At 67.6% G+C, this 22,989-nt stretch carries 21 protein-coding genes and 2 pseudogenes; 17 read left to right on the forward strand and 6 right to left on the reverse strand.

The features are described 5' to 3' along the window. Nucleotides 1-34: 34 nt before the first annotated feature. Nucleotides 35-1,243, forward strand: coding sequence for a sensor histidine kinase (locus ACFPIH_RS12165; protein ID WP_381174239.1), 1,209 nt, complete (start codon nt 35-37; stop codon nt 1,241-1,243). Then, the gene (locus ACFPIH_RS12170; protein ID WP_381174241.1) at nt 1,240-1,920 is read left to right on the forward strand and encodes a response regulator transcription factor; all 681 of its coding nucleotides are present in this window, start codon (nt 1,240-1,242) and stop codon (nt 1,918-1,920) included. The genes ACFPIH_RS12165 and ACFPIH_RS12170 overlap by 4 nt, the downstream gene beginning before the upstream one ends. Nucleotides 1,921-1,940: 20 nt before the next feature. Here ACFPIH_RS12170 and ACFPIH_RS12175 read toward each other — a convergent pair whose 3' ends face one another. Next, nucleotides 1,941-2,846 carry a LysR family transcriptional regulator gene (locus ACFPIH_RS12175; protein WP_381174243.1) on the reverse strand — a complete coding sequence of 302 codons (906 nt, stop codon included), beginning with the start codon at nt 2,844-2,846 and terminating at the stop codon, nt 1,941-1,943. Nucleotides 2,847-2,996: 150 nt separating this feature from the next. Here ACFPIH_RS12175 and dmpI point away from each other — a divergent pair, with 150 nt between their 5' ends. Next, nucleotides 2,997-3,179, forward strand: coding sequence for a 4-oxalocrotonate tautomerase DmpI (gene dmpI, locus ACFPIH_RS12180; protein ID WP_381174245.1), 183 nt, complete (start codon nt 2,997-2,999; stop codon nt 3,177-3,179). Between the two features lie 380 nt (nt 3,180-3,559). Then, nucleotides 3,560-4,213 (forward strand): hypothetical protein, encoded by a 654-nt coding sequence (locus tag ACFPIH_RS12185; protein WP_381174247.1) that lies wholly within the window; start codon nt 3,560-3,562, stop codon nt 4,211-4,213. A 209-nt stretch (nt 4,214-4,422) separates the two neighbouring features. Here the strand turns inward: ACFPIH_RS12185 and ACFPIH_RS12190 are convergent, their stop codons facing one another. Both ACFPIH_RS12190 and ACFPIH_RS12195 read right to left on the reverse strand, forming a co-directional pair. Further along, the gene (locus tag ACFPIH_RS12190) at nt 4,423-5,112 is read right to left on the reverse strand and encodes a hypothetical protein (RefSeq protein ID WP_381174249.1); all 690 of its coding nucleotides are present in this window, start codon (nt 5,110-5,112) and stop codon (nt 4,423-4,425) included. Between the two features lie 61 nt (nt 5,113-5,173). Further along, nucleotides 5,174-5,848: a guanylate kinase gene (locus ACFPIH_RS12195; RefSeq protein WP_385876729.1), complete on the reverse strand. Its 675-nt coding sequence runs from the start codon at nt 5,846-5,848 to the stop codon at nt 5,174-5,176. Between the two features lie 422 nt (nt 5,849-6,270). On the opposite strand from ACFPIH_RS12195, the gene ahcY reads away from it, so the two are divergent. The 8 genes from ahcY (at nt 6,271) to ACFPIH_RS12235 (ending at nt 15,869) form a co-directional block, all read left to right on the forward strand. Then, complete coding sequence (gene ahcY, locus ACFPIH_RS12200) at nt 6,271-7,731, forward strand: adenosylhomocysteinase (protein ID WP_381174300.1); 1,461 nt, start codon at nt 6,271-6,273, stop codon at nt 7,729-7,731. 34 nt (nt 7,732-7,765) lie between these two features. After that, nucleotides 7,766-8,710 carry a cupin domain-containing protein gene (locus ACFPIH_RS12205; RefSeq protein WP_381174253.1) on the forward strand — a complete coding sequence of 315 codons (945 nt, stop codon included), beginning with the start codon at nt 7,766-7,768 and terminating at the stop codon, nt 8,708-8,710. Between the two features lie 59 nt (nt 8,711-8,769). Beyond that, entirely contained in the window at nt 8,770-10,023 is a 1,254-nt protein-coding gene (locus ACFPIH_RS12210) for an aminotransferase class III-fold pyridoxal phosphate-dependent enzyme (RefSeq protein ID WP_381174255.1), read from the forward strand. Then, a complete protein-coding gene (locus ACFPIH_RS12215; protein ID WP_381174257.1) occupies nt 10,020-11,321 on the forward strand; it encodes a hypothetical protein in 1,302 nt (433 codons plus the stop codon). Before ACFPIH_RS12210 ends, ACFPIH_RS12215 begins: the two co-directional genes overlap by 4 nt. A gap of 457 nt (nt 11,322-11,778) precedes the next feature. Then, nucleotides 11,779-12,420 carry a TetR/AcrR family transcriptional regulator gene (locus ACFPIH_RS12220; protein ID WP_381174259.1) on the forward strand — a complete coding sequence of 214 codons (642 nt, stop codon included), beginning with the start codon at nt 11,779-11,781 and terminating at the stop codon, nt 12,418-12,420. A 102-nt stretch (nt 12,421-12,522) separates the two neighbouring features. Beyond that, a complete protein-coding gene (locus ACFPIH_RS12225) occupies nt 12,523-13,002 on the forward strand; it encodes a transposase (protein ID WP_381174261.1) in 480 nt (159 codons plus the stop codon). Beyond that, nucleotides 13,002-13,697: a hypothetical protein gene (locus ACFPIH_RS12230; protein ID WP_381174263.1), complete on the forward strand. Its 696-nt coding sequence runs from the start codon at nt 13,002-13,004 to the stop codon at nt 13,695-13,697. Before ACFPIH_RS12225 ends, ACFPIH_RS12230 begins: the two co-directional genes overlap by 1 nt. Nucleotides 13,698-14,588: 891 nt before the next feature. Then, complete coding sequence (locus tag ACFPIH_RS12235) at nt 14,589-15,869, forward strand: helix-turn-helix domain-containing protein (protein ID WP_381174265.1); 1,281 nt, start codon at nt 14,589-14,591, stop codon at nt 15,867-15,869. A 43-nt stretch (nt 15,870-15,912) separates the two neighbouring features. On the opposite strand, the pseudogene ACFPIH_RS12240 reads toward ACFPIH_RS12235, so the two are convergent. After that, nucleotides 15,913-16,228: pseudogene (locus tag ACFPIH_RS12240) on the reverse strand (hypothetical protein); the annotation flags it as partial. A 49-nt stretch (nt 16,229-16,277) separates the two neighbouring features. Beyond that, nucleotides 16,278-16,415: pseudogene (locus tag ACFPIH_RS12245) on the reverse strand (IS5/IS1182 family transposase); the annotation flags it as partial. A gap of 205 nt (nt 16,416-16,620) precedes the next feature. Between ACFPIH_RS12245 and ACFPIH_RS12250 the strand changes: the two are divergent. The 5 genes from ACFPIH_RS12250 to ACFPIH_RS12270 all read left to right on the forward strand — a co-directional run bounded on the left by ACFPIH_RS12250 (nt 16,621) and on the right by ACFPIH_RS12270 (nt 22,249). Next, the gene (locus ACFPIH_RS12250) at nt 16,621-16,989 is read left to right on the forward strand and encodes a hypothetical protein (RefSeq protein WP_381174270.1); all 369 of its coding nucleotides are present in this window, start codon (nt 16,621-16,623) and stop codon (nt 16,987-16,989) included. Then, entirely contained in the window at nt 16,986-18,218 is a 1,233-nt protein-coding gene (locus ACFPIH_RS12255) for an ATP-grasp domain-containing protein (RefSeq protein WP_381174272.1), read from the forward strand. Before ACFPIH_RS12250 ends, ACFPIH_RS12255 begins: the two co-directional genes overlap by 4 nt. Nucleotides 18,219-18,274: 56 nt before the next feature. Further along, nucleotides 18,275-19,549, forward strand: coding sequence for an MFS transporter (locus ACFPIH_RS12260; protein ID WP_381174274.1), 1,275 nt, complete (start codon nt 18,275-18,277; stop codon nt 19,547-19,549). A 68-nt stretch (nt 19,550-19,617) separates the two neighbouring features. After that, a complete protein-coding gene (locus ACFPIH_RS12265; protein WP_381174276.1) occupies nt 19,618-20,898 on the forward strand; it encodes a hypothetical protein in 1,281 nt (426 codons plus the stop codon). An 85-nt stretch (nt 20,899-20,983) separates the two neighbouring features. Next, the gene (locus tag ACFPIH_RS12270) at nt 20,984-22,249 is read left to right on the forward strand and encodes a lysine N(6)-hydroxylase/L-ornithine N(5)-oxygenase family protein (RefSeq protein WP_381174278.1); all 1,266 of its coding nucleotides are present in this window, start codon (nt 20,984-20,986) and stop codon (nt 22,247-22,249) included. A gap of 501 nt (nt 22,250-22,750) precedes the next feature. On the opposite strand, the gene ACFPIH_RS12275 is transcribed toward ACFPIH_RS12270, so the two are convergent. Then, the coding region (locus tag ACFPIH_RS12275) for a transposase (RefSeq protein ID WP_381174280.1) at nt 22,751-22,989 on the reverse strand (239 nt) is incomplete at its 5' end.

A 22,989-nucleotide genomic window follows, 5' to 3' on the forward strand; every position in this document is an offset into this window, starting at 1 on the left:
CCGACCAGAGCACCAGAAAGCACCAGGAAGCACGATGACCGCCACCTGGCAGAGCTACCCCCGCAACCACCCCCGTACGGTCGACTCCGCGGTGGCCGTGGTGCTGTTCGTGCTGGCCTTCCCGGGCAGCATGTACAGCGTCTCCGACGCGGCGGCCCCTGCCCGGTGGTGGCCCTGCGTGCTGCTGGCCGGCGTCTCCTGCGCCGCGCTGCTGTGGCGTCGCAGCCGGCCCCGCCCCGTCACCACCGTCGCGGTCCTGTGCACCACCGGTATGGCCCTGGCCGGCTATGTGATGACGGCCCTGCTGCTGGCGCCCCTCATGGTCGCGCTGTACTCGCTGGCCGCGCACACCGAACGCACCACGACCCGGAACGTCACCCTCGCCGCCGTGCCGCTCGTCGCCGGTGCCGCGCTGATCGCCGATCCGGCCGGGGACGCGCTCGCGCTCAACGTGCTCGGCCCCGTCGCCTGGCTGCTGCTGCCGTCCGCCCTGGGCTCCACGGCCCGGTTCCGCAGGGCCTACCTGGAATCGGTGCACGCCCGCGCCGAATACGCCGAACGGACCCGGGAGGAGGAGGCCCGGCACCGTGTGGCCGAGGAACGCATGCGCATCGCCCGCGAACTCCACGACGTCACCGCCCACCACCTCGCCCTGGCCAACGCCCAGGCCACCACCGCCGCCCTGCTCATCCGCAGCCACCCCGCCCAGGCCGAGAAGATGGTCAACGCCCTCGGCGACACGACCGCCGCGGCCCTGCGCGAGATGAAGGCCACCGTCGGACTCCTGCGCCGCAGCGACGCCTCCGAGGACTCGCTGCAGCCCGCCCCGGGCCTGGCCCAGCTCCCCGGCCTGGTCGCCGCGCACACCGCCGCCGGACTCGCCGTCACCCTCACCACCCACGGACCGCCGCAGCCGCTGTCCCCCGGAGCGGACCTCACCGCCTTCCGCATCGTCCAGGAGGCACTGGCCAACGTCGCCAAGCACGCCCACACCAGCACCGCCGAAGTGGACCTCACCTACACCCACGACCGGCTCGCCATCACCGTCACCGACCACGGAACCGGCCCCGCCACCGCCCCCGCATCCACCCCCGAGAGCGGCTACGGCCTCATCGGCATGCGCGAACGCGCCCTGTCCATCGGCGGCCACCTGCACGCCGGGCACCGCCCCGCCGGCGGCTTCGAAGTCAGCACCGAACTCCCCCTCCACCCCTACGCTCCCGCCGAGGACAGCACCCCATGACCATCCGTGTCCTGCTCGCCGACGACCAGGCCCTGCTGCGCGAGACCTTCCGGATCCTCGTCGACTCCCGCCCCGACATGGAGGTGGTCGGCGAAGCCGCCGACGGCGACGAAGCGGTCGCCCTCGCCCGCGCCCACCGCCCCGACATCGTCGTCATGGACATCCGCATGCCCGGCACCGACGGCCTGACCGCCACCGCCACGATCTGCGCCGACCCCGCCCTTTCGGGCACCCGCGTCCTCATCCTCACCACCTTCGAGACCGAGGAACACGTAGCCCGGGCCCTGCACGCCGGAGCCAGCGGCTTCCTGGGCAAGGACGTCGGCGCCGAAGGACTCGTCGCCGGCATCCGCACCATCGCCGTCGGCGACGCCCTCCTCTCCCAGCAGGCCACCCGCAACCTCATCGCCCGCTTCCTCACCGCCCCCCAGCCGGGCACCCACCCCGCGGCCCGCAAGGACCTCGCCGAACTCACCGACCGCGAACGCGAAGTCATGGCCATGGCCGCCGAAGGACTCACCAACGCGGACATCGCCGGGCAGCTGTTCCTCAGTCCCCTGACGGTACGCACGCACATCCACCACGCCATGGCCAAACTCCACGCCCGCGACCGCGCCCAACTCGTCGTCATCGCCTACCAGACCGGTCTCGTCCAGCCGAACCCCCCGCGGCCCTGACAACAAGGTCACTCCTGGACTCACTGGTTCTCGCCCCTCGGCAGGGATTCCTGAGAGCGGCAGGCGTCCAGCAGGGGAGCCAGGCGTCGCGCGGAAGTGGTCGGACGGACGGCGAGGTAGGTCTGCAGGGCGGGTGCCGGCGGGGCGAACGGGCGGAAGGCCGTGCGGGCGGTGGGCAGGATCGCGGCCTTGGAGGAGTAGAAGACGGTCCAGGTGGGCTTGGAGCTGCCGATGGCCGCGAGGGTGTCCTGGTCGGTGGTGAAGGCGGGGCCCATGACGGGCTCGAAGCCCGCGGCCCGGCAGGCACCGGTGATCAGGTCGACCAGATGCGGGTTGGTGTGGCGGGGCGCGATGCGCAGCGGCAGGGCGGCCAGGTCGGCGATCTCGACGCGTTCGCGTGCGGCCAGCGGATGCGACGCCGGCAACGCCGCGACCAGCTCGTCCCGCCACACCGGGATCAGGTCGAGCCCCGGGCTCCGGGCGACCCCGCGGACGAAGGCGGCGTCCAGTTCGCCGTCTCGTACCCGTTGCAGCCGAGGCGCGGGCGGGACGCTGTGCAGTTCCACGGTGATCTCCGGCGCATGGTGTGCCATGTCCGCCAGCAGCCCCTCCAGCCGTGTGCCGAGACCGGTGTTGGTGCCGACGCGCAAGGTCGTGAGCTGGTCGGCGCGCAGCGCGGCCATCGTCTCCAGTGCCGCTTCCTCGGCCGCCGCGATGGCCCTGGCGCGTGGCAGGAAAGCGTGCCCGGCGGTGGTCAGCGTGACGCTGCGGGTGGTCCTGTCGAACAGTTCCAGGCCGAGTTCGCGTTCCAGTCTGCGGACCTGCTGGCTGACCGCCGGCTGGACGATGCGCAGCCGCATGGCGGCACGCCCGAAGTGCAGTTCCTCGGCGACCGCGAGGAAGTACCTGACCTGGCGCAGCTCCATACCCCGCCCCCTTCACTCATCACGATCCATGATGAGTGTATGAGTCGAGTGCGCCTTGATCGACACCGCCCGGCGCAGTGAACTGGCCCTGCGCCACGGCACGGACCGCACGGCGTCGAGAAGGACAACAAGGATCAGAAGGAGCCAGTCATGCCCGCAGTGACCATCCAGCAGGGCCCCCGCGACGTCGAGCTCAAGCGGGAGCTGATCAAGAAGATCACCGAGGCTTTCGTCGAGACCTACCGGATCCCGGCCGAGACGGTGATGGTCTTCATCGAGGAAACCCCCACCGACAGCTTCGGCGTCGGCGGCAGGCTCGCCGCCGACAAGTGACACCACGCGCGCCGCGAGCGGTCGCCCACGGGTGCCGCCGCACCCCCTTCGGCCCCGCGTTCACGCAGGCCGGAGCGGGCGTGGCGGCAGCCGCCGCTCAGATGTCCCGGAAGGGACCAGCGAGTGCGGTGACCTGCCGCGATGAGCGGTTGATGGTCGCTGACCTGCGCGAATGACCTTTCGGCTATTTCACGTTCGTGCCGCTTGATGGGGCCGGAAGTCCCAGAAAAATCCCAGGGGACTCCCACCGCTGACGGGCGCCTTTTGGCTCTATACGGCAGTACGGGTTCGTCGAACGGCCTCGTTTCCAGCGCGGGCGGTGGAGCCTAGATGTCGAGTGACTGGCGCTTGGCCGATACCTTGCGGATGGTGGGATCTTGATGATCGACGACGACTCTGCGGTCGCTGATGGCAGTGAGTCGGCAGCGTCCGCCAACCCTCGGACGTCATACAGTGAGAGGCCCGTCGCGCGAGCCCGGCGGGCGAAGGCTCATGAGTTGATCGAGCGGCTCGTCGCCGAGGGCCGCGTTCGGATCACCGACCCTGATGACGACGAGGTCACGGAGTGGCGGCGTGTCGTCAACCACGCGAAACGGCACGGCCTGGAACCAACGGGCAAGCGCATCGAAAAGGTTCCGTACGGTGGGCCGGGGCTGGAGCTGTTTCTTGCGGACGGCCCGCATCCCAATGCGCGGAGTCAACGGCCGAAGGAGAACGGGGATCCGGTTCCCGTTCCCTCACGACTGGGGAACCTCCATCCGATCGTGACCGCACTCAAAGACGACGAGCGCCGACTCGTCATGCCGTCTGAGCTCCGCCGAAGGTCGATTCTGCTGCTGCAGGGACTGTCGGCTGAGGCGGTCCGGCGAGGATACGAGGTGCGGAAGGCCCACTCGTTCTTTCACCCACGCGAGGGCGGAGTGGACATTGCTGTCGACGGTGTCGCATACACCGTCAGTGTCAGCAGGAGTTCCCGCAGTCCACGGATCCCGACCGCTCCTCTCGCCTCGTCGTGGAGCTCGCTCATGGCCTGACCGACCGGCCCGGGCGCTGGCGAGATCGGAAGACCCGGGCGCTCGAAGAGGCCCTGGACGCGGTCCTTGGAGAGATCGAGGTACGAGCGGCGCAAGACGCTCGGCGCAGGCAGGACGAGCAGCAGGCCATTGTGGAACGCGAAGTTCGCTGGCGAGCGGCCGTGGAGGTGGCGAAAGAACAGGCTGTTCGCGAACAACTTGTCCAGGCACTACGCGAAGAGGCCGGGCGGTGGCAGGAGTCTGCGGCCCTCGGCGCGTACTGCACGGCCTTGGAACGTCGTATTGGTGAGCTTCATGGCGTTGTGGACGAGCCCACTCTGAGTCAGACCCGGCGCTGGTTGGAGTGGGCAAGGGCGTACGTGAGGTCGATCGACCCCTTGAGCGAGCTTCCGAAGATGCCGGACGCACGCGAACCCACGCCGGAGGAACTTAAGCCATATCTCAGGGGATTCGTCCACCGCGACGTATCGGACCGTGTCCTGCACGTGGGCGCGCAGATTGACCACGGGTTCGGTGGCCGGCCCTCCCGTACTTGGTGGCGGGAGCGGCAGGTCCGCGGCGAGGCGGAGGATCTCGCTGTAGTCGAGGTAGTGCGGGCGCTGGAGCAACGCCCGGTAATTGCTCAGGCCGTCGAGCACGTCCGACGGCAACTCGTCCTGGTCGATCTCGTCCTCTCGGAGTATGCCCAAAACCCGTTGGTAGAGACGGGAGTTGACGTACCGCTTCATCGGGCGGGTCGGGTTGACCTTGGTGCGGATCTGTGTCGTTGTCAGGCCGCTGGCCCGGCTGTTGCGGTCGATCAGAACGCGAGCCTGCACATCGCTGAGGAAGTTGAACGTTTCCGGCACCTGGGACTGCAGGCCATAGCCGCCCAGCGAGCCCGCAACCAGGCCGCTCATCCCAACCGAAAGGGCAAATCGGCCTCAACGCACATACCGCCCTCTCGAAGACCCTGGGCGGTCAGGCGGACTCGTAATAGCGCAGCAGCGTGGGCTTGGCGCGGCGCCGGTATGCCTCCAGGACCCCCGGTTGGCGCGACAGGCGTGCTTTCTCCGCGCGCCGGATGGCCTGAAGGGTCGCGAGCGTCTCGTCGAAGTCATCGTTCAACACGTGGTAATCGTGCTCACCGACGAACTCGAAGTCCCGCATGGCCATCTCCTGGCGCTGGGTCAGCTCGGCGTCCTCCTCCGTGCCGCGGCCGGCGAGACGGCGCTTCATCTCCGCGACGGTGGGAGCCATCACGAAGACTCCCACCGTGTTGTGCGGGTAGTAGCGCCGCAGATTGAGGTAGCCCTCGGGGACGTAGTCGAACACCAGGTCCCGCCCTTGCGTCAGCGCTTCATCGACGGGAGCGCGCAAGGTGCCGTAGTACTCATCGAAGGACGGGTGAATCCACTGAATGAATTCACCGTCGTCCACCATCTTCAGGAACTTCTCACGGCTCACGAAATCGTAGTGCTCCTCTGTTCCCTTCCGTGGTTCCCGGGTCGTCACGCTGTAGGTGTAGCCGAGCGTCGGATCGGCTTCCCGCATGCTCTTGGCCAAGGACGTCTTGCCGATACCGGACGGCCCGGAGAGCACCATGAGGATTCCTGACGGCCGGACCCCGAGGTACTCGTTTTCTTCTGAAGCCATCGCCATTTCTCTTTCTTCCGGAACAGGACGGGAGCGTGACGAGCGGACAATCGGCCCGGGATTGGCACACTTCCTGACCCCTTGGGAACCTAGCCATTCGAGACGATCACTCGGAAGGCTCCGGCTGTTGTCCATGTGTTGTCGCCTTTCGCGGTCCCCGCTCCAGGAGGACGGTCGCGGATATGGGCACGACCGGGGGAAAAATCCCTCGTCCGCGCGGTACCGGCCGGTCGTCGCACCGGATGACGTGAGGGATGCCCGCGGTCACGTTGCCCAAGTCCATGGACACCGGACAACCCCTTGGCAGCCCCAAAGAGTTCCGCGCACTATCCGGGAGCGAGCATGCCGCCGGAGTAGCGAGAATACGGAGCAGGGGACTTAGCGTGTCGATACAGGTGACCGAACCCGAGAAGCACTCCGGGTTGGAAGAATTTCCCGAGCCCAAGTGGAACAAGGCCGACCTGGCCGTCGCGGACGCGAATCTCGCGGGCATGGGACGCCGTGAGATCGCGCTGGCGGAGCAGGAGATGCCCGGTCTCATGGCGCTGCGGCGTGAGCACGGACCGCAGCGTCCGCTGGCCGGCGCTCGCATCAGCGGGTTCCTGCACATGACGGTCCAGACCGCCGTGCTGGTGGAGACCTTGGTGACGCTCGGCGCGCAGGTGCGCTGGGCGGGCTCGGATCAGTTGTCCACCCAGGACCACGCCGCGGCGGCACTGGCCGTAGGGGGTCCGGAAGCGGACGGCGTGCCTGTCTTCGCCTGGAAGGGGCAGACGGACGACGAGCTGTGGTGGTGCGCCCGCCAGGCACTTGCGTGGCCCAATGGCCGGGGACCGACTCTGCTGCTCGACGACGGCGCCGGGCTGACTCGGCTGATACACGCCGGAGTGGCCGCCGAGCGGGCGGCGGCAGGGTCCGTCTCACGCGACGCGGCGGACCCGGACACCGCTCCCGGCTCTTCGGCGGAGGACGACGCGCTGCGGCGGGCGCTGCAAGCCCCGGCGGGCTACTGGACGGACCTGGCCGCGGCGGTGCGCGGCGTGAGCGAGGAGACCACCTCCGGCGCCCACCGGCTGCACCGTCTCGCAGACCGGGCGGAGTTGCTCTTCCCGGCGATCAGTGTCAACGACTCGGTGACCAAGTCGAAGTTCGACAACCGGTACGGTTGCCGGCACTCCGTGGTCGACGCGCTCAACCGGGCGACCGACGTCCTCATCGGCGGCAAGCTGGCGGTCGTCTGCGGATTCGGAGACGTCGGCAAGGGCTGCGCGGACGCCCTGCGCGGTCAGGGGGCCCGGGTCGTGGTGACGGAGGCCGACCCGATCTGCGCCCTCCAGGCGACCATGAGCGGCTATCCCGTGGTCCTGCTCGACGACGTGATCGACCAGGCGGACTTCGTCATCACCGCGACCGGCGCCCCCGGCATCGTCACCGCCGAGCAGCTGTCCCGGATGAAGCACCTCGCCGTGGTCGGCAACATGGGACACACCGCGGACGAGATCGACGCGGTGGGTCTGGCCCGCGTCCCCGGAGTGCGTCTGCAGCCCGTCAAGCCCCAGGTCGACGAGTGGCAGTTCCCGGACGGGCACTCGGTCATCGTCCTGTCCGAGGGCCGCTTGATGAACCTCGGCAATGCCACCGGCCACCCCAGTTTCGTGATGTCGGCGTCGTTCACCAACCAGGCGCTCGCCCAGCTGCAACTCCACACCCGGCAGGGCCTGACGGCCGGTGTGCACACCCTGCCGAAGACTCTGGACGAGCAGGTCGCGCGCTACCACCTGCCGGCACTGGGCGCCCGGCTGACAACCCTCACCGAGGAGCAGGCACTCGCCCTTGGCGTGTACGTGACGGGCCCGTTCAAGAGCGCCCACTACCGGTACTGACGGCCTCCCACCCTGCGGCACGAGCGAGGACCCTGTGCGCGACGAGATGACCATCCTGTGCAAGGCGCTGAACCTGACCCCGGACGAGTCCGGCGGGTGGTCCGGCCCGCCGATCACACACCACACCCCCGGCGCCCCGTTCGAGGCCCGTACCAGGCTCCTGCCGCCCGCCGCCGCCCTGCGGTGGCGGCACACCACGGCCGACACCTTGCTGTTCTTCCACAGCGGCGGCCCGCTCTCGGTCCACCTGCACGACTCCTCGGGTGGCACGCCCACCGCGATGCTCGGTGACGACCCGGCGGCCGGAGCCCTTCCGCAATATGCACTGCCAGCGGGTGTCTCCCACACGCTGCTGCCCGCATCCGGCCAGTACACGTTGTTCAGCGAGGCCGTCGTTCCCGGCCGTTCCGACTGGACGCACGAGCAGGAGCTCCGGGTCGCGCACATGCGTCCCCTTCCGCCGTCGCCCTCCCTCAGAACCCCGCGGAAGCAACGGTCCCCGGTCGAGAGCCTGTTCCTGGAGCCGCACATCGAAGGCGGCTACTACCGGCAGACCTACGAATCCGACGGAACGATGGAGACACCCCGCGGCAAGCGGTTCCTGGCCAACTCCATCTTCTACTTCCTGGACACCCAGTCGCCCGTCGGTCACCTGCACCGCAATCAATCCGACATCACCCACTTCACCCATGGGCCCGGACCCATCCGCTACCTCATGGTCGACCCCGACGGGGTGCTGCACGAGCGGATACTCGGCACGGACACGGGCAACGGCGAGGTCCCGGTGCTCACCTGCCCCGGCGGTTGGTGGAAATCCAGCTCCCTGCCCGAGGGAGTCACCCAGGGGCTCGTCAGCGAAGTGGTGGCGCCGGGCTTCGACTTCGCCGATCAGGAACTGCTGACCGGTCAGGAGCTCGTCACGTCCTTCCCGCACCTCGCGGACCGGCTCCGGCCCTACGCCTCGTCAGGCGCCGGGTGAACCGCGCCGGCCGCATGTGAGAGCCCGAGAACCATCCCGCCCACCCAAGAGGAAAACAGATGCCGAACACCGCCCAAGGCCGGTACAGCGCCTCCGTCGACCTGCTGCGACGTGCCCGTACAGTCATCCCGGGAGGGGTCTGGGGCCACAACCGGATGCCCTCCGCGCTCGATCCGGACGAGTTGCCCTGGTTCGCCGACTGCGGCCGGGGAGCCCGCCTCCGCGACGTCGACGGCCATTGGTACGTGGACTACATCTGCGGCTACGGGGCGATCATCAACGGCTACGCGCGCCCCGAGATCGACGACGCTGTACGCGACCAGGCCCTGCGCGGCAGCACGCTGAGCCAGGCGACGGCCAAGACCGTCGAACTCGCCGAGCTGCTGGTCGACCTGGTCGACGGAATGGCCTGGGCGGCCTGGGGCGCCAACGGCTCCGACGCCACGTGGACCGCCCTGACCATGGCCCGTGCGCACACCGGCCGTCCACACGTCGCGCAGGTCGTGAACGCGTACCACGGTTCCCACAGCTGGAACGGCCCTGCCGACCCGGGGCAGGGCCGCCCCGGTCAGGACACCTCGCTGGTCCACCAGGTCCGGTGGAACGACGTCGCCGCCCTCGACGAGCTCTTCGCCCGCCACGGGGACGAACTCGCCGCTTTCGTGGTCACGCCGTACCACCACCCCATCCCAGGGGACGCCGAGTTCGCCACGCCCGAGTGGCGCGACGCGCTCAACACCCACTGCCGGCGCACCGGCACCCTGCTCGTCGTCGACGACGTGCGGGCCGGGTTCCGCCTGGACCTGCGCGGTTCGCACGCCGCCTTCGGCTTCCACGCCGACCTCGTCTGCTTCTCCAAGGGGCTGGGCAACGGATGGCCGCTGTCGGCCGTCATGGGCACCGAGGCGATACGGAAGACGTCGGAGCAGATCTTCCTGGCCGGCACGTTCTGGAACTCGGCTAACTCCATGGCCGCCGCCCTCGCCAACCTGACCCTCCTGCGGGACGAAGAGGGCGTGAAGAAGATGCAGCACTCGGGCGAGCTGCTGACCTCGGGGCTGCGGCGCATCGCGGAGCGGAACGGCGTCCCCATGCAGGTCACCGGTCCGGTCGCCATGCCGAGTGTGACGGTCCGGGACGACGACCAGAAGTGGATGCGCCGCTTCGCCGTGCACATGGCCGCGCAGGGCACACTGCTGCACGCGGGGCACAACTGGGCGCTGTCCACGGCGCACACGCCCGAGCTCGTGGAGGAGACACTGACTCACGCCGAGACGGCCATGGCGCGCGCGCAGGAGGATCTCGGCCGATGAGCGAGGTCATCACCGTCGCCGGTGAGGTGCGGCCGGACACGCTGCGCCAGTGGTTGCACGACCTGGCTCCCGGCGTGGAGGTCAAGGCTGTCCGGCCCCGGCACGTCGAGGTGCGCGGCCTGCCGTGGAGCATGCACGTCGACACCCGCGACGCCGGAGCGTGCGATCCGACATGGTGGGCGGCGGCCCTGATCCGCCGACGGGCCAGACGAGTGCCGGACGCCGACGAGCGCGCCTCGGCCGGTCTCGAACGGGTGCTGGCGGACGGCATGTGGTCGGCCTCCGGGGCGCCGGACAGTGCCGTGGACACCACCACACTCGTCGGCGTCCTGGTCTTCAAACCGGGCACCCTCGTCTCGGAGACAGCACTGACCGAGGTGGCGGTGCGGCTCGCCGAGTGTGGCTACCGCGTCGGGAACGCCCGGGTGATCCCGTACGAGGAGATCCGCAGGCGCCGGCTCGGCGAACGCCACCACGGCGCCTACGCCGAACTCGCGGCACGCGGCCAGATGTCCGAGGAGGAGCGGCAGACCTTCCTGGAGACCTACGGCGGTCCTGAGTGCGTGGAGCGCTTCGGTCCCATCGAGCAGCTGCCCGTGTTCGCGGCGCAGGAAGCCATCGACGAGCTCGGCCTGCCCGTCGACCTGCTGAACCGTCTGAACACCGAGGCGACCCTCCGGCACGGTGTCGACAGCCCGGGCCCGGACGGCCCGAGCCGTGTCGGCGACTCCCTGTTCGCTCAGGTGATCACGCATCCGGAGTACCACGGAGGTCTGCCCTTCGTGGTACTCAACGCCCATATGCCGCGCATCCTCGCGGAGTTCCACTCGGCGGACGCCCTCGCTCTGACCATCCACACCGCCTCCCGGACCCCGCTGCCGTGGCCCCGGGTGCGTCGCGAGTTCTGCGGCGTCACCGACCCGGCGCTGGCGCTGCCCGGCAGCGTGCGGGGAGACGCACTGGCCGGCCTCTTCCCGCTGGCGCAGCGGGGCGGCAAGCCGTTCGAGCGGACCAGCAACGGGATACATCTCAGCAACGGTGCCTTCGAGTGCGCCAAGGACGCCTGGAACTGGGCCGGTGTGCCGCCCGAGACCACGCCAGCCGGGCAAGCCCTTATCGCGCGAGGTCTGTCACCGCTCGCCCTCGTCTCCTCGCCCTTCGTCATCGTCGACGGACACCGGCGCGTCGTGCAGGAGCTCACGGCCGGACTCGAAGCCGACAAGATCGCCGACGTCCTGGCCGCGGGCCGTCCCATGAGCTTCCACGACACGGAGCAGCCCATGGAGACGGCGCGGTAGGCGCCCGTACCCACAGGCCATCTGGCGCCACGACCGGCGGACCCACAGGCCGACACATGTCACGCGCACCCGGCACGACGCCACCGTCCTGCCGGGTGCACCGCTGCCCGCGGCCAGGCCCGCCGAGCGTGTCGCTGCGCATACGGTTCCCGTGGTCCATCGGGACGTGCACAGAACATCTCTCGCCAAGAGAATCGCACGGTGTTGCCAGCCCCCGTTTCCGGCTGTTCAGATAGGGCAGCGTTGACGGGAAGTCAGGAGGCCGGCCACGGAATCGACACCGCACTGGGCAGGACGTGACGCTCCGGACGCGGTGATCAGACCGCTGCCCACCGGGCCGGCCCAGGGTCGGTGGCAACAGGTGCACCGCATGAGCAGACAACTTGTCGCCCGCTGCCCTCGAATACGCAGACGATGATCACAGCGATGCAAGTACCCGGACGGCGGTGACGCGGACATGAACACACAGGGTCGTGAGAGCTCTCCTGGGCCGGTCGGAACGGCGACAGCCGGGACCGGCGAGAAGGCGGGGACACCGGGGCGACCCCGGCACCCGGAACTCGACCAGGCGATCCTGCACGCCACGGTGGACATCGTCGTGCTGCGAGGTTTTGTCGGCGCCACCGTGGAGGCCATCGCGCGGCAGGCCGGGACGGGGAAGGGAGCCGTCTACCGGCGTTGGCCCGACAAGATCTCCCTGGTCATCGCCGCGATGCGGGCCCGGGTATACGAAGTGGCGGTTCCCGATACTGGCTCCCTGCGCGAGGACCTGCGCACCTGCGTGCTGCACTACGCATGGGGTGACAGACACGGCGCACGCTTCCTGGCGAACGTTCTCAGCGAAGCGCCGCGTGACACCGCGCTGCTCGAGGCTGCCGTGGAGGCCATGGAGGGGGCGCCCTCGACGGCCTTGCAGTCGGTCATCAGGCGCTGGGTCGCGCGCGGTGAAATCGCGCCCTCCGTTCCGGTCGAGCTGCTGACGACTCTCGTCTCCGCGCTGGCGCTGCGTCAAGTGCTGCTCCACGGTCGCTGCATTGACACCGGCACCGTGGCAGACCTGGTCGATCACGTGCTTCTCCCCGCCCTGCGCCGGACCTGACGGCGCGCCGACATGTGACGGCTGTGGCGATCTTGCCAAGTTCACCGGTACTGCAGCCGGTCGTTCACGTGACGTGACGATGACCGGACTCGTGGGTGGCCCATGGGGCTGATGCTGCCGCCGGGTCTGGTCCGGCGTGATGAGTTGACCGCGAACGAGGTTCGGTCCTGGGACGCGGATCTGGAGGCGCTGTGCGCGTCGGTGGACAATGTGTTCTGTCGCCCGGCCTCGCGGGAGAATCTGCGGGCGATGGTGCGCGGGCTGTTGTCGGATGTGCCGCGCAAGAACATGTGGCAGGTCGCGGAGGCGGCCGGGCATGCCTCGCCGGACCGGTTGCAGGACTTCCTGGCCCGTGCGTCCTGGGATGCGGATGAACTGCGCGATCGGGTACGGGAGTTCGTGGTGGACTCGCTGCGGGCCGAGGACGCGGTGCTGATCGCGGACGAGACCGGTGACATCAAGAAGGGCTCCAAGAGCGCCGGGGTGGCCAGGCAGTACCCGGGTGTCACTGGCCAGGTCGAGAACGCCCAGGTCAGCCCCAAGAGGCGCGGCAGCTGTGGGCGAGGGTTCCCGAGACGCTGATGGAGCGCCGCTCGTGCGCGGACGGGGCCATGGGGCCGCGCGCCTGCGACTTCGCCGTCGTCGGCCTGGCCGACACCCTCGCCGGACTGAAGCGGACCCTGCTGATCCGACGCTCCACCGTGCCGAACAAGAAAAACAAGAAGGCCGAACTCGTCCGCGAGGTCGCCTGCTTCCTGTGCCACCACACCCCTGGCACCACCCCGGCCGAGCTGGTGATCGCCGCGGGTCAGCGGTGGATGGTCGAGGAGACTTTTCAAGCGGCGAAGAACGAGGTCGGTTTCGACCAGCACGAGGTCCGCAAATGGTGCTCCTGGTACCGGCAGCGCGTTCAGGGATCTGCGGCAGTCGCGGGCGGTGCAGCGGAGGGCGGCGGCGATGTTGGTGCGACCGTCCTGACGGTGGACGCCGATGCAAGGTTGCGCAGGCCGGCCATGATGCGTGGGAGGCGACCGATGTGGATCTTGGAGTCGTCCTCGCGGAAAGTGCGGTCGCGGACGTGGTGCAGGGCTGGGGGTCGCCGTGCCGGGCGGCAGGCCGGTGATCAGGTAGACGCGCTCGATGGTGAGCTTGCCGCTGCCCGCGGGGCCAGAACCCGGCTCGTCCTGCACTGGAACCGCCAATATGACCACTCCGTCACAACACCGGCTGTAGTACCGGGGCCACGCGACAGATTACGGTACGGCGGGGTACCGTAACTTCTCGGAACACATCGGTTTGTCAGATGTAGTTCATCGTGTGTACCACGCGGCGTTCTTATGCCGTCGCGCAAATCGCGGGACCGGTCAAACGGTAAAATAAGTGACTCATATAGCCGTAATGAGAAAAGAGAGGGAGAGGCGCGTCATGCAGTCTTCACCCTTGGGCATTGAGCGCGAGCACCGACGCGCATATAGTTCCGGCACTCACGTGCCCCGCATTCCTCTTCGCCCCGTCCGCCGGACTCAACGGTCATACAGGCGCCCTACCGCTCGAAAACGACTCTCGCCGCAACGGCGTCCATTCCGGTCGCGGCAAGGGAAAGAAGACGGCGCCTCGAACTCGCTGCCGACGGGACGAGCGCTTTCGGTGTCGAGTGACGTGACCACACTTTCATTCGACATCGGTGAATAGCGCACTGCCCGACTCATCGGACATTCCAGTCGACCAGCCACACGTTTTCCGCGCACCGGCTGAAGTTTGAGAACAACGAGACCGGAACTTGCACAGCGTATTGCGCATTTCTCACTCCCCCTTGCATATCTCGGCCGCTGCGTATCTCGCCCTCTGCGTGTCAGCGGGGTCGGATCGCGAATGCCGGACCGCGCTCCGGCCGCCTGCGTCCGGGGGGAGGTGTGCGGCGCGGCAGGGCCGACGGCAACGACCCGCTGCGCGACCACAGTTCATCCGGTATCACCCGCGGAGGCGGCCCCGTCCTCGACCCCGCTCCGGTCCGGCGCCGGCCTGACGCGGTCCCTTTCGGCCTGCCGCGGGTGACGGGAGGCTCGCTGCCTCCACCGGGGAGACGCCCTTGGCGGCCAGATCAGCCGTGAGCACCGACACGGGCCTCGGCACAGCGTTTCTTCATGGAGGGAACCATTTTGACCACGATGACTTCGCTGACTCAGACCCAGCCGTTCGGGGTCGCGCTGCGTGAGCTGCGCATGGCACGGGGCATCTCGCTCACCAGCCTCGCCGAGAAGGTGAACTACAGCAAAAGCCACCTCAGCCGCGTGGAGAAGGGGACCAAGCGTGCGACGGAATACCTCGTCCAACGCTGTGACGAGGTACTCGAAGCAGGCGGCGCACTCATCGAACTCGGCCGTCGCTCACCCCGCACCCGACAACCCCCCACAGCAGCCTCGAAGGCCCCCATACCGTCCCAACTCCCCCATGTCGTCACGGACTTCGTAGGGAGGGAAAACGTTGTCGAACAACTCGACACCCTGCTTCTGCCCTCCGACAACACGGACAACTCCGCGCCCGTCGTCCTCATCGACGGCCCCGTGGCAGCCGGGAAGACCACCACCGCGGTGCACTGGGCCAACCGCGTCCGGCACGCGTTTCCCGACGGCGTGCTCTTCGCCGACCTGCACGGCTTCACCCTGACCCGCGACCCGGCCCACCCCGGCCAACTGCTTCGCCGCTTCCTCGCGGCCCTCGGCGAGGACCCCGACCACCTCACCGACGACCTCCACACCCTCGGCGCCCTCTTCCGCACCCGGCTCACCGGACGGCGCCTGCTGATCCTGCTCGACAACGCGGCCGACGCGGAACAGATCAGACCGCTCCTGCCTGCCGCCGCCGGATGCGCGGCACTCGTCACCAGCCGCAACCGGATGCCCGGGCTGATAGCCCGCGACGGAGTGCGCCGCGTCACGCTCGGCCCGATGACACCCTACGAAAGCATCAACCTCCTCACACAACTCCTCAGCTCCCCGCTCCCTGCCGACACCATGCGCCGCATCACCGAACTCGCCTGCCGGCTCCCCCTGCCCATTCGCGTCGCCGCCGCCCGATGGGAAACACACAACACCTGGGAAGCACTCGCGGGCCACGACGCCATGCCATTACTCACCCTCCTCTCCGCCGGCTCGGACAACGCAACAGCCCTCCGCGCCCTCCTCAACGGTTCCTATCGGACACTCACCCCACAAGCCGCTCAGGTCTTCCGCCTCCTCGGAGTCGGCATGCACGGCCCCTTCACCACCCAGGAAGCCTCCCTCCTCCTCGGCCAGGACATCCCGGCCACCCGCAGATCCCTGGACGAATTGACCAACCTTCACCTCATCTCGGGCGGCACCCCCTACTACAAGTTCGACGCGATCCTCCGCGCCTTCGCGATCGAATGCGTCAAACAACCCCCTCCCCCACTGAACCCTTCTCGGTAATGTCTCGTGACGGGGGTATATCATGATTATGATTTGGGTGTTTTCAGGCCCTTTGGCGTAGTGGCTTTTTGTTGCTCTGACTGGCTTGCACCCGGCCGGCGGTAAGCCGGCCGTCGAAGAGCTGGTCGAACCCGCTGAGGGCTTTCTTCCACTTGTTGCTCCAGCGCTTGCGGCCGCGACCCCGAGGGGTCGAGGGCGAGGGTGGCGAGGTAGATCCTCTTGAGCGCTGCCTGCTCGTTGGGGAAGGCGAGGAAGGGCACGAACTCGCTCCAGGCCCGTTCCCAGGCGGTGGCGATACTGCCGTACCTGCCACCCCCCTTGGCGTCGAACTCCTCAAGCCGCTCGCGGGCCTGGGCCTCGCCGCGGATCACCGCGTTGAACGTCCGGTCCGGCTCGGTGAGTTCACGGCTGCTTGAAGACGCCCAGAGCGCGGGTGTTCTTGCGGGTGCCGAGCCGCCTGCGGTGCTCGCGCAGCAGCATCGCGAGATGCTCGACGGTCCCCCTGCGGACATCGAGGACAGCGGTGCAGGTGATGCTGGACGGCACGTGAAGCCTCTCGGCCGAAACCTGATCTTCGCAGACCCGTTCCTACCAGGGGCTTCACGCATAACCTCCGCCCCGCACTTGTGCCCTTCGCGCTGTTGCCCGTTCCCGGCCGACAACAAGACAACGCTTGCCAGGCGCGTGAACGCCTTTAGCTTGGGACCGCGTCCGTCGCGACCGGTGTGGCGACGGGACAAGGAGGGTAACCATGACTTTCGTGGTATTGGCCGCTTCACCGGCCATGCTGCACAGTGTGCGGGAAAGCGATGAGCCGATCTCTTTCCTGCACCATCGTGCCGATACGTTCGTGCCCGCGGTGCGAGATTTCAAGGACGAACTGTTCGTCGTGGACTCACTCCACGACAACGGTGTGCAACGTCTCGCGGCCGACGTGCTCGCGTCCCGGTCTCCCGCGGTCGTCGTATGCGGCGATGAGCGCTTCGCCGAGGCATCGCGGCAGTTGGCCGCGGAACTCGGCGTGCCCCTGCTGACCGAGGCATCGCCCACCAGGTGGGTCGAACAGGCACGGCGGTCGTCCGCGGCCCGCGCGACTACTCGGGGGGCCGAGCTTTCGTGAGGACGCTGTTCATCAACCGCCACCCCCTGGACTGGGCGACCGGCCCGCGCGGTTCCTACCTGCCGGCCCCGGCGTCCGAGCGCCATCTGATCACCAGGGTGTACGGCGGTGGCGTGCGTGGCTACGAACCGGCCGCGTTCGGCACCACGGCGGTGCTCGACATGCGTGACGACGCACGCCTGGACACCGTGGCCCGCTGGCTGGCGCGAGAGAAGCGCATCGACAGCGTGGTCGCGCTGCACGAGAAGGATGTGCTGCGGGTCGCGAGAATCCGTGAGGAGTTCGCTCTCGGCGGCATGGGGGTCGAGGAGACGCTCCGGTTCAGGGACAAGCTTCTGATGAAGGACGTCCTCGCGGAAGGCGGATACTCCGGCCTTCCCCGGTATGTGAAACTTTCGCCGGACGAACCCCTCCCGGTGCTCGGCTGGCAGGGAGCCAGCGTCGTGAAGGGCCGCATGGGCATGGGGGCCATGCAGGTCAGAATCGTCCAGTCGAGGGACGAGGCCGAACACGCCGTCCGCGAGTTGGCCCTCGACGGCGACGGCCTGGAGATCGAGGAGTACGTCGACGGCACCATGTACCACTGCGATTCGGTGGTGCACGACGGGAAGGTGCTGTTCTCCGCGGCGTCCGAATACCTCACACCGTGCGCGAACTACCGGCACGTCGCCTACAACGGCAGCTTCCTCCTGACCGACGGCCCGGTGCGCGAGGAGGTGATCCGGGAGGCGGAGGAGACCATCCGCATCCTCGGACTGACATCGGGCGTCACACACATCGAGTTCATCCGGCGCCCCAGTGGCGAACTCGTCTTCTGCGAGGCCGCGGCACGGCCGGCTGGCGGCAGCATAGACGAGACCATTCGCAGGACCTACGACGTCAACATCGTCCGCGCCTCCGTCGAGTTGCAGTGCGGCCTCGCACCGACGCTCCCCGATCTCCTGCCCGACGTGACGAACGCCGCCGGCGTGGTGTGGATCTACCGCTCCCCTCATGGCGACGACCGGCCCGTCCCGCAGGTGAAGACGCTGCAGGGAGTGGCCGCGTACGACTTCGCCTTCCAGACCGGGGCCACCCGGAGCCGCCACATGACCGACTACGCGCACAAGGTCGTCATCACCGGCCGGGACCGCGCGGAGCTGGAGGCAGTCCTGGAGTCCGTCCTGCCGCACCTCATCGTCCGCGCGGAGGACCGTGCCGCGCCTCCGAGGAGCACCTGTGCCACCTGAGCCCCACGGCGGTCCGGAGGCGTCCCGGATGACACTCCGCCTCACGGTGTCCGGCGATGGCTGAGCCTGCCGGACCGGAGCCGAGTGCCGAGGCACACTTCGCCCCCGCCGAGCGTGCCACCCTGCGCAGGCTCCTCACCTCCTCCGCTCTGTCCAAGATCGCTGACTGGCAACTCGGCATTGTGGTCCCTCTCGTCGTTCTGACCGAGAGCAGGTCGGTGTCCGCGTCCCTGTTGACCTTCGCCCTGCGGGCTCTTGCCTACGCCGTCTCTCCGCTGATCGGGTCCGTCGTCGACCGGTTCGACAGGTCCGCCGTGTTCATAGCGGCTCAGTTCCAGCAGGCATTGTGTCTGGCGGTGGTGGCCTTCACCCCCGACAACCTCTCCGTCCTGTCGGTGATGTTGCTCTTGTCGGGCTTCGGCGGTGTCGCCAGCAGTATCGCCGGGCAGTTCGTCCTCGTCCCACAGTTGTTCAGCCGGACGGAGCGCCCTCACGCGGCGGCCAGGCTCGGCGCCGTGATCGAGTACTCGCGAGCATTCGGCATGCTGGTCGGCGGTCTGACGGTGTCCGTCTCCGGACCGACGTTCGCTTTGGCGTGCACGGCCTTGTGCTATGCCGCCGCGGGATGTATCGCCCACGGGCTTCCCCGTGCCAGGCCGGGTCCGTCGCGTTCCACCCTCAAGGCCGACTTGGTCATCGGCCTCGCGTGGCTGCGGCGTCCCGAGATCTTCTGGCTGGTGACGAGCCTGTCGCTGATGAACCTGGCCTCCGGCCAGATAGAGATCGTGCTGGTGACCCTGTTCGAGCAGTACGGTCTCGTGGCCCTGGTGTCGTCACTGATCCTTACGGCCGGATCGCTGCTGTCGGGGGCCGCCAATCGGCTGGCTTCTCGTCTGCTCCCTCGGTCCACCCCCGAGAGACGCATTCTGGCCTGCCAGTCCTTGCACGTCGTCTCCTTGGCCGTGTTGTGCATACCCGGGATAGGCGCGAAGGTCGTGGGTTATGCCCTGCATGCCTTCGCCACCGGTGCCATCAATGTCACTTCCATTGTGTACCGGCAGAACGTCATACCCATCGACATCGCTGGTCGTGTGAACTCCACCATGCGCATGTTCATCGCCGGTTCGATTCCGCTGTCCGCCGCTGTCTACGCCGCCGCCGGCCATATGCGTCCCGCCCTGTACTGGGTTCCCGGTCTGGTCCTGATGGCCGGCGCCGTGCTGGTCTGGGTGGTGTGGGTCCTGCGTCTCCGGAAGGCCGGTGCCTCTGTGAAAGGACAACAGGCAACGGCTAGCCAGCGTGTAGGGCAGGAAGGGAAAGTGACCGAGTGAGCACCGAGCGGTGTTCGGCTCGCCCGAAGTTCGAGAACGTCTGCACGAGCACTGCTGAGGGGTATGCAATGACTACGCACTTGACCGCAAGCGATGAAAGCCCGGCCGCGGTGGTCACACGCTACCTGGTCGTCGCGGACGTTGCGCATCAGTATTCGGTTGCGCCGACTCCTGACGCACCGCAGATCGTTGCCGAACTCGCGGCGCAAACGGGGAACGAAGCACGTGCTCTGGAGTATCTCCGCTCCGAAGACACCGTCACACGGAACGTGTCACTGTTCGGCCCCATCGGACGCACCGGCACGCTCGCCCCGCCGCCGGCGCCGGTCGGGGTCTGGGGACCCAATGAGTTCACCGCGGCATTCTTCGCGTACCTGCGGGAGGCCACCGGCGCATGGCAGGAAGAGCACAGCTCTCTTCGAGTCGACCTCTCTCACCTCGGGCCCGAAATGTTGCTGCGGACGCATACGGCGGACGCACAGCCCTACACCGAGGTACTCATGTGTGCCCGGGTGCGGACGTCCGGCGTGCTATTCGTCCGGGTCGCCCAGTTCGATCACGCACATGAGACCCCCCTGTCGGACCTCGTGGCGCAGGCATTCGAGCACTCCACCGCGATGCAGGACAGAGTGCGGATGGAGAGTGACGGATTCGTCGAGTACGAGGACGGAATCGAGATCGAGCAGAAGATCACTCTTCTCGACGAGGCGTCCATCTGGTCGCTCACCAAGGGCATGTGGGCTGCCGTGGAGAACGGCGACTTCCCCGGCTTCATCACGGACCCGGGTTACGAACTGACCCGCTGGCACCTGGTGCAGCACAACTTCGAGGTGCTGGCGCCCGCCGACAAATCAGGTCACTACGCTTTCCAGCAGCGCCCGAACGGAAAGTACCACCTCAAGATGAAGACGTTCCCGGAGGATGCGCTGCGGCGCAAAGAGGCGTTCCGCTGGGACGTGGACGTCCCCGGGGCGGACTTCGAGGGGTACCTCGCCCGGGAGTTTCCGGACCTGCGCTTCAAGAAGCTGCCGACCTTCCGTCGCACCAGATTCGACCTCAACATACAGTCCGTCGTCACCGGGCACTACTTCGGGATCGAGACCGACGAGGTGACCATCAGCCACACCGGCGGGCGAAAGCTGCGACAGGTCGAGATCGAGTACCTCAAGACGCGTTGGCATGCCGGTATGGACGCCTCGTCGATCGACGCCGAGATGAACCGGCTGACCGAATTGCTGAGGACCTTCATCGCCAAGCAGGGCATTGGTGCCGAACGCAGCTTCTACTCGAAACTGTCTTTTCTCCGCGACTCGTTGGACGAACAGGCCACGGTCCGGTCCGGTTCGTAGCGGCGCATCGGGCAGAGCAAAGGCGCTACTGAGTCGGACATTCGACTGTAGTCGGCACACAGTTCTTGGAACGAGAGTAGACGGCATGCAGAAGTACGATCTCGCCGGAATCGGCGTCGGGCCGGCCAACCTGAGCATCGCAGCACTGTCCGAGCCGATACCTGAAGTCAAATTTCAGTTCTTCGATTCCAAACCGGAGTTCCGGTGGCATTCGGGACTCATGCTGCCGGACTCCCAGCTGACCGTGACGCACTTCAGGGATCTCGTCACCCTGGTCGACCCCACGAGCAAGTTCTCCTTCCTGAACTTCCTCGTCCAAAAAGGCCGGGCCTTCAGGTTCCTGGAGGCGAACGGGTTGAGTTGCTCGCGCCGGGAATTCGAGCAGTATTTTCAGTGGACGGCCGCGCAGCTACCCTCCATTCAATGGGGGAAGCGGGTGGAATCCGTCTCCATGACCGCCGACGGATTTCGCATCGCATTGAACGGGGGCGGCTCTTCCGTAACCCGGTCCCTGGTGCTCGCGTCGGGGTCGGAGGCGCAGGTACCGATGTTCGCGAAACCCTTCATGGGGAAGAGCGTTCTGCACAGCAGCGACCTGGTCCCGCTCCGCCCTGAGTGGAAGGGGCGGCGGGTCGTGGTCATCGGCGCGGGACAGAGCGGCGCCGAGGTGGTCAATCACATGGTGTCCGACGAACGATCCCTGCCCTCGTCACTGACATGGACCTCCAGCGGGCCCAACTTCCAGCCGTTGGACGACTCGCCGTTCACCGACGAATGGTTCTCCTCGAACTTCCTGAGGTACTTCAACGAGCTGCCCGCGCAACGCCGCGCCGATATCCTGCGGGAACAGCGGAACGCCGGCGTCGACGGGATCACAGACTCCCTGATGGGTTCCCTTTACCGAAGGCTCTACCACTTGGACCATGTCATCCAGTCGGACATGCGGCATCGACTCCTCACCGGCCGTCGTGCCGTTGGCCTCACTCAAGAGGGTTCCCACTACGTCGTCGACCTGCACGACCTGAACCGGGGCAAGGTCGAGCGGGTCCCGGCGGACCTCGTCATACTCTGCACTGGATACAGTAATCAAGTTCCCGAATACCTGAAGCCAATTCAGGAACGGCTCGCCATCGTGGATGGCGAATTCCAGACGAATGCCGACTATTCCGTTGACTTCGATGGCCCGAGTGACCACCGCGTCTACGTCCAGGGGTTCGCGCAGAGCAGCCATGGCATCAGTGACCTGGTGCTCAGCCTGGCATCGTGGCGGGGTGCCTCCATCATCAACTCCGTGGTGGGCCGCGAGGTGTACCGAGTCACCCCGGGCGCGACCGCGGTCGATTGGCAGTAGCCCTCAAGAGGGCGCTCCCCGCCCGTCCACCGGAGACCGGGCCACCACGAGGTGTCTTCAATCGCCTGGCTCCGGCAGGGCGACGGGGAGCTCGCGCCCGAGACGGCAGCGGCTGTCAGCGCGACGTCGATTTCGCATGCTCCGGAACGCGTCCGGACCGCAGCGCAAGTGCCTTCCGCAACGGGCTGTTGCGCCTCCATCAGGTCTGCCTTCACGGGGAGTCCCTCGTTCGACGAAATCTCTCCAACCGGCGCCGGATGCGGTGTGTACTGGGGTGGCGGCCGTGAGCAACCATTGAGCCAGGCCGACAGAACTGCGTGCAGATCATGATTCGGAAACCTCGAGATTCCGTTTCGCGAGCGAGGAACAGCCCATGCCAAGACCCGAGAAGCAGTTGACTCCGGACGCGTCTCCGCGTGACTGGTTCGGTCATGAACTGCGGACCTGGCGCAAGAAGCGCGGCCCTCTCACGCACGCTGAGTTGGGTACTAAGGCGTCGTCTCATTTGGCGAGTCGGCGGTAGCAAATGAGGGTGCAGGCGATAGCGGTGAAGGCCAGGAAGTGTTCAACCTTGCGCTCGTAGCGGCGGTGGAGCCGACGGCAGCCGGCGAGCCAGGCCATGGTGCGCTCGATCGTCCAGCGGTGGCGGCCCGGTCGCGTGGAAGATTCGATGCCCTTGCGTGCGATGCGGTGGGTGATGCCGCGCTTGCGCAGCCATCGACGCAGGTGGTCGTAGTCGT

Source organism: Streptomyces vulcanius (assembly GCF_042653945.1).
Lineage (GTDB): Bacteria > Actinomycetota > Actinomycetes > Streptomycetales > Streptomycetaceae > Streptomyces > Streptomyces mangrovi.

What these genes read in the sequence shown, in the direction of transcription:
- ACFPIH_RS12170 (WP_381174241.1), top strand. Translation starts at nt 1,240, where the DNA reads ATGACCATCCGTGTCCTGCTCGCCGACGACCAGGCCCTGCTGCGCGAG.
- ACFPIH_RS12250 (WP_381174270.1), top strand. Translation starts at nt 16,621, where the DNA reads ATGACTTTCGTGGTATTGGCCGCTTCACCGGCCATGCTGCACAGTGTG.
- dmpI (WP_381174245.1), top strand. Translation starts at nt 2,997, where the DNA reads ATGCCCGCAGTGACCATCCAGCAGGGCCCCCGCGACGTCGAGCTCAAG.
- ACFPIH_RS12185 (WP_381174247.1), top strand. Translation starts at nt 3,560, where the DNA reads ATGATCGACGACGACTCTGCGGTCGCTGATGGCAGTGAGTCGGCAGCG.
- ACFPIH_RS12265 (WP_381174276.1), top strand. Translation starts at nt 19,618, where the DNA reads ATGACTACGCACTTGACCGCAAGCGATGAAAGCCCGGCCGCGGTGGTC.
- ACFPIH_RS12175 (WP_381174243.1), bottom strand. Translation starts at nt 2,846, where the DNA reads ATGGAGCTGCGCCAGGTCAGGTACTTCCTCGCGGTCGCCGAGGAACTG.
- ACFPIH_RS12210 (WP_381174255.1), top strand. Translation starts at nt 8,770, where the DNA reads ATGCCGAACACCGCCCAAGGCCGGTACAGCGCCTCCGTCGACCTGCTG.
- ACFPIH_RS12270 (WP_381174278.1), top strand. Translation starts at nt 20,984, where the DNA reads ATGCAGAAGTACGATCTCGCCGGAATCGGCGTCGGGCCGGCCAACCTG.
- ACFPIH_RS12190 (WP_381174249.1), bottom strand. Translation starts at nt 5,112, where the DNA reads ATGAGCGGCCTGGTTGCGGGCTCGCTGGGCGGCTATGGCCTGCAGTCC.
- ACFPIH_RS12260 (WP_381174274.1), top strand. Translation starts at nt 18,275, where the DNA reads ATGGCTGAGCCTGCCGGACCGGAGCCGAGTGCCGAGGCACACTTCGCC.
- ACFPIH_RS12220 (WP_381174259.1), top strand. Translation starts at nt 11,779, where the DNA reads ATGAACACACAGGGTCGTGAGAGCTCTCCTGGGCCGGTCGGAACGGCG.
- ACFPIH_RS12235 (WP_381174265.1), top strand. Translation starts at nt 14,589, where the DNA reads ATGACTTCGCTGACTCAGACCCAGCCGTTCGGGGTCGCGCTGCGTGAG.
- ACFPIH_RS12225 (WP_381174261.1), top strand. Translation starts at nt 12,523, where the DNA reads ATGGGGCTGATGCTGCCGCCGGGTCTGGTCCGGCGTGATGAGTTGACC.
- ACFPIH_RS12215 (WP_381174257.1), top strand. Translation starts at nt 10,020, where the DNA reads ATGAGCGAGGTCATCACCGTCGCCGGTGAGGTGCGGCCGGACACGCTG.
- ACFPIH_RS12165 (WP_381174239.1), top strand. Translation starts at nt 35, where the DNA reads ATGACCGCCACCTGGCAGAGCTACCCCCGCAACCACCCCCGTACGGTC.
- ACFPIH_RS12230 (WP_381174263.1), top strand. Translation starts at nt 13,002, where the DNA reads ATGGAGCGCCGCTCGTGCGCGGACGGGGCCATGGGGCCGCGCGCCTGC.
- ACFPIH_RS12195 (WP_385876729.1), bottom strand. Translation starts at nt 5,848, where the DNA reads ATGGCTTCAGAAGAAAACGAGTACCTCGGGGTCCGGCCGTCAGGAATC.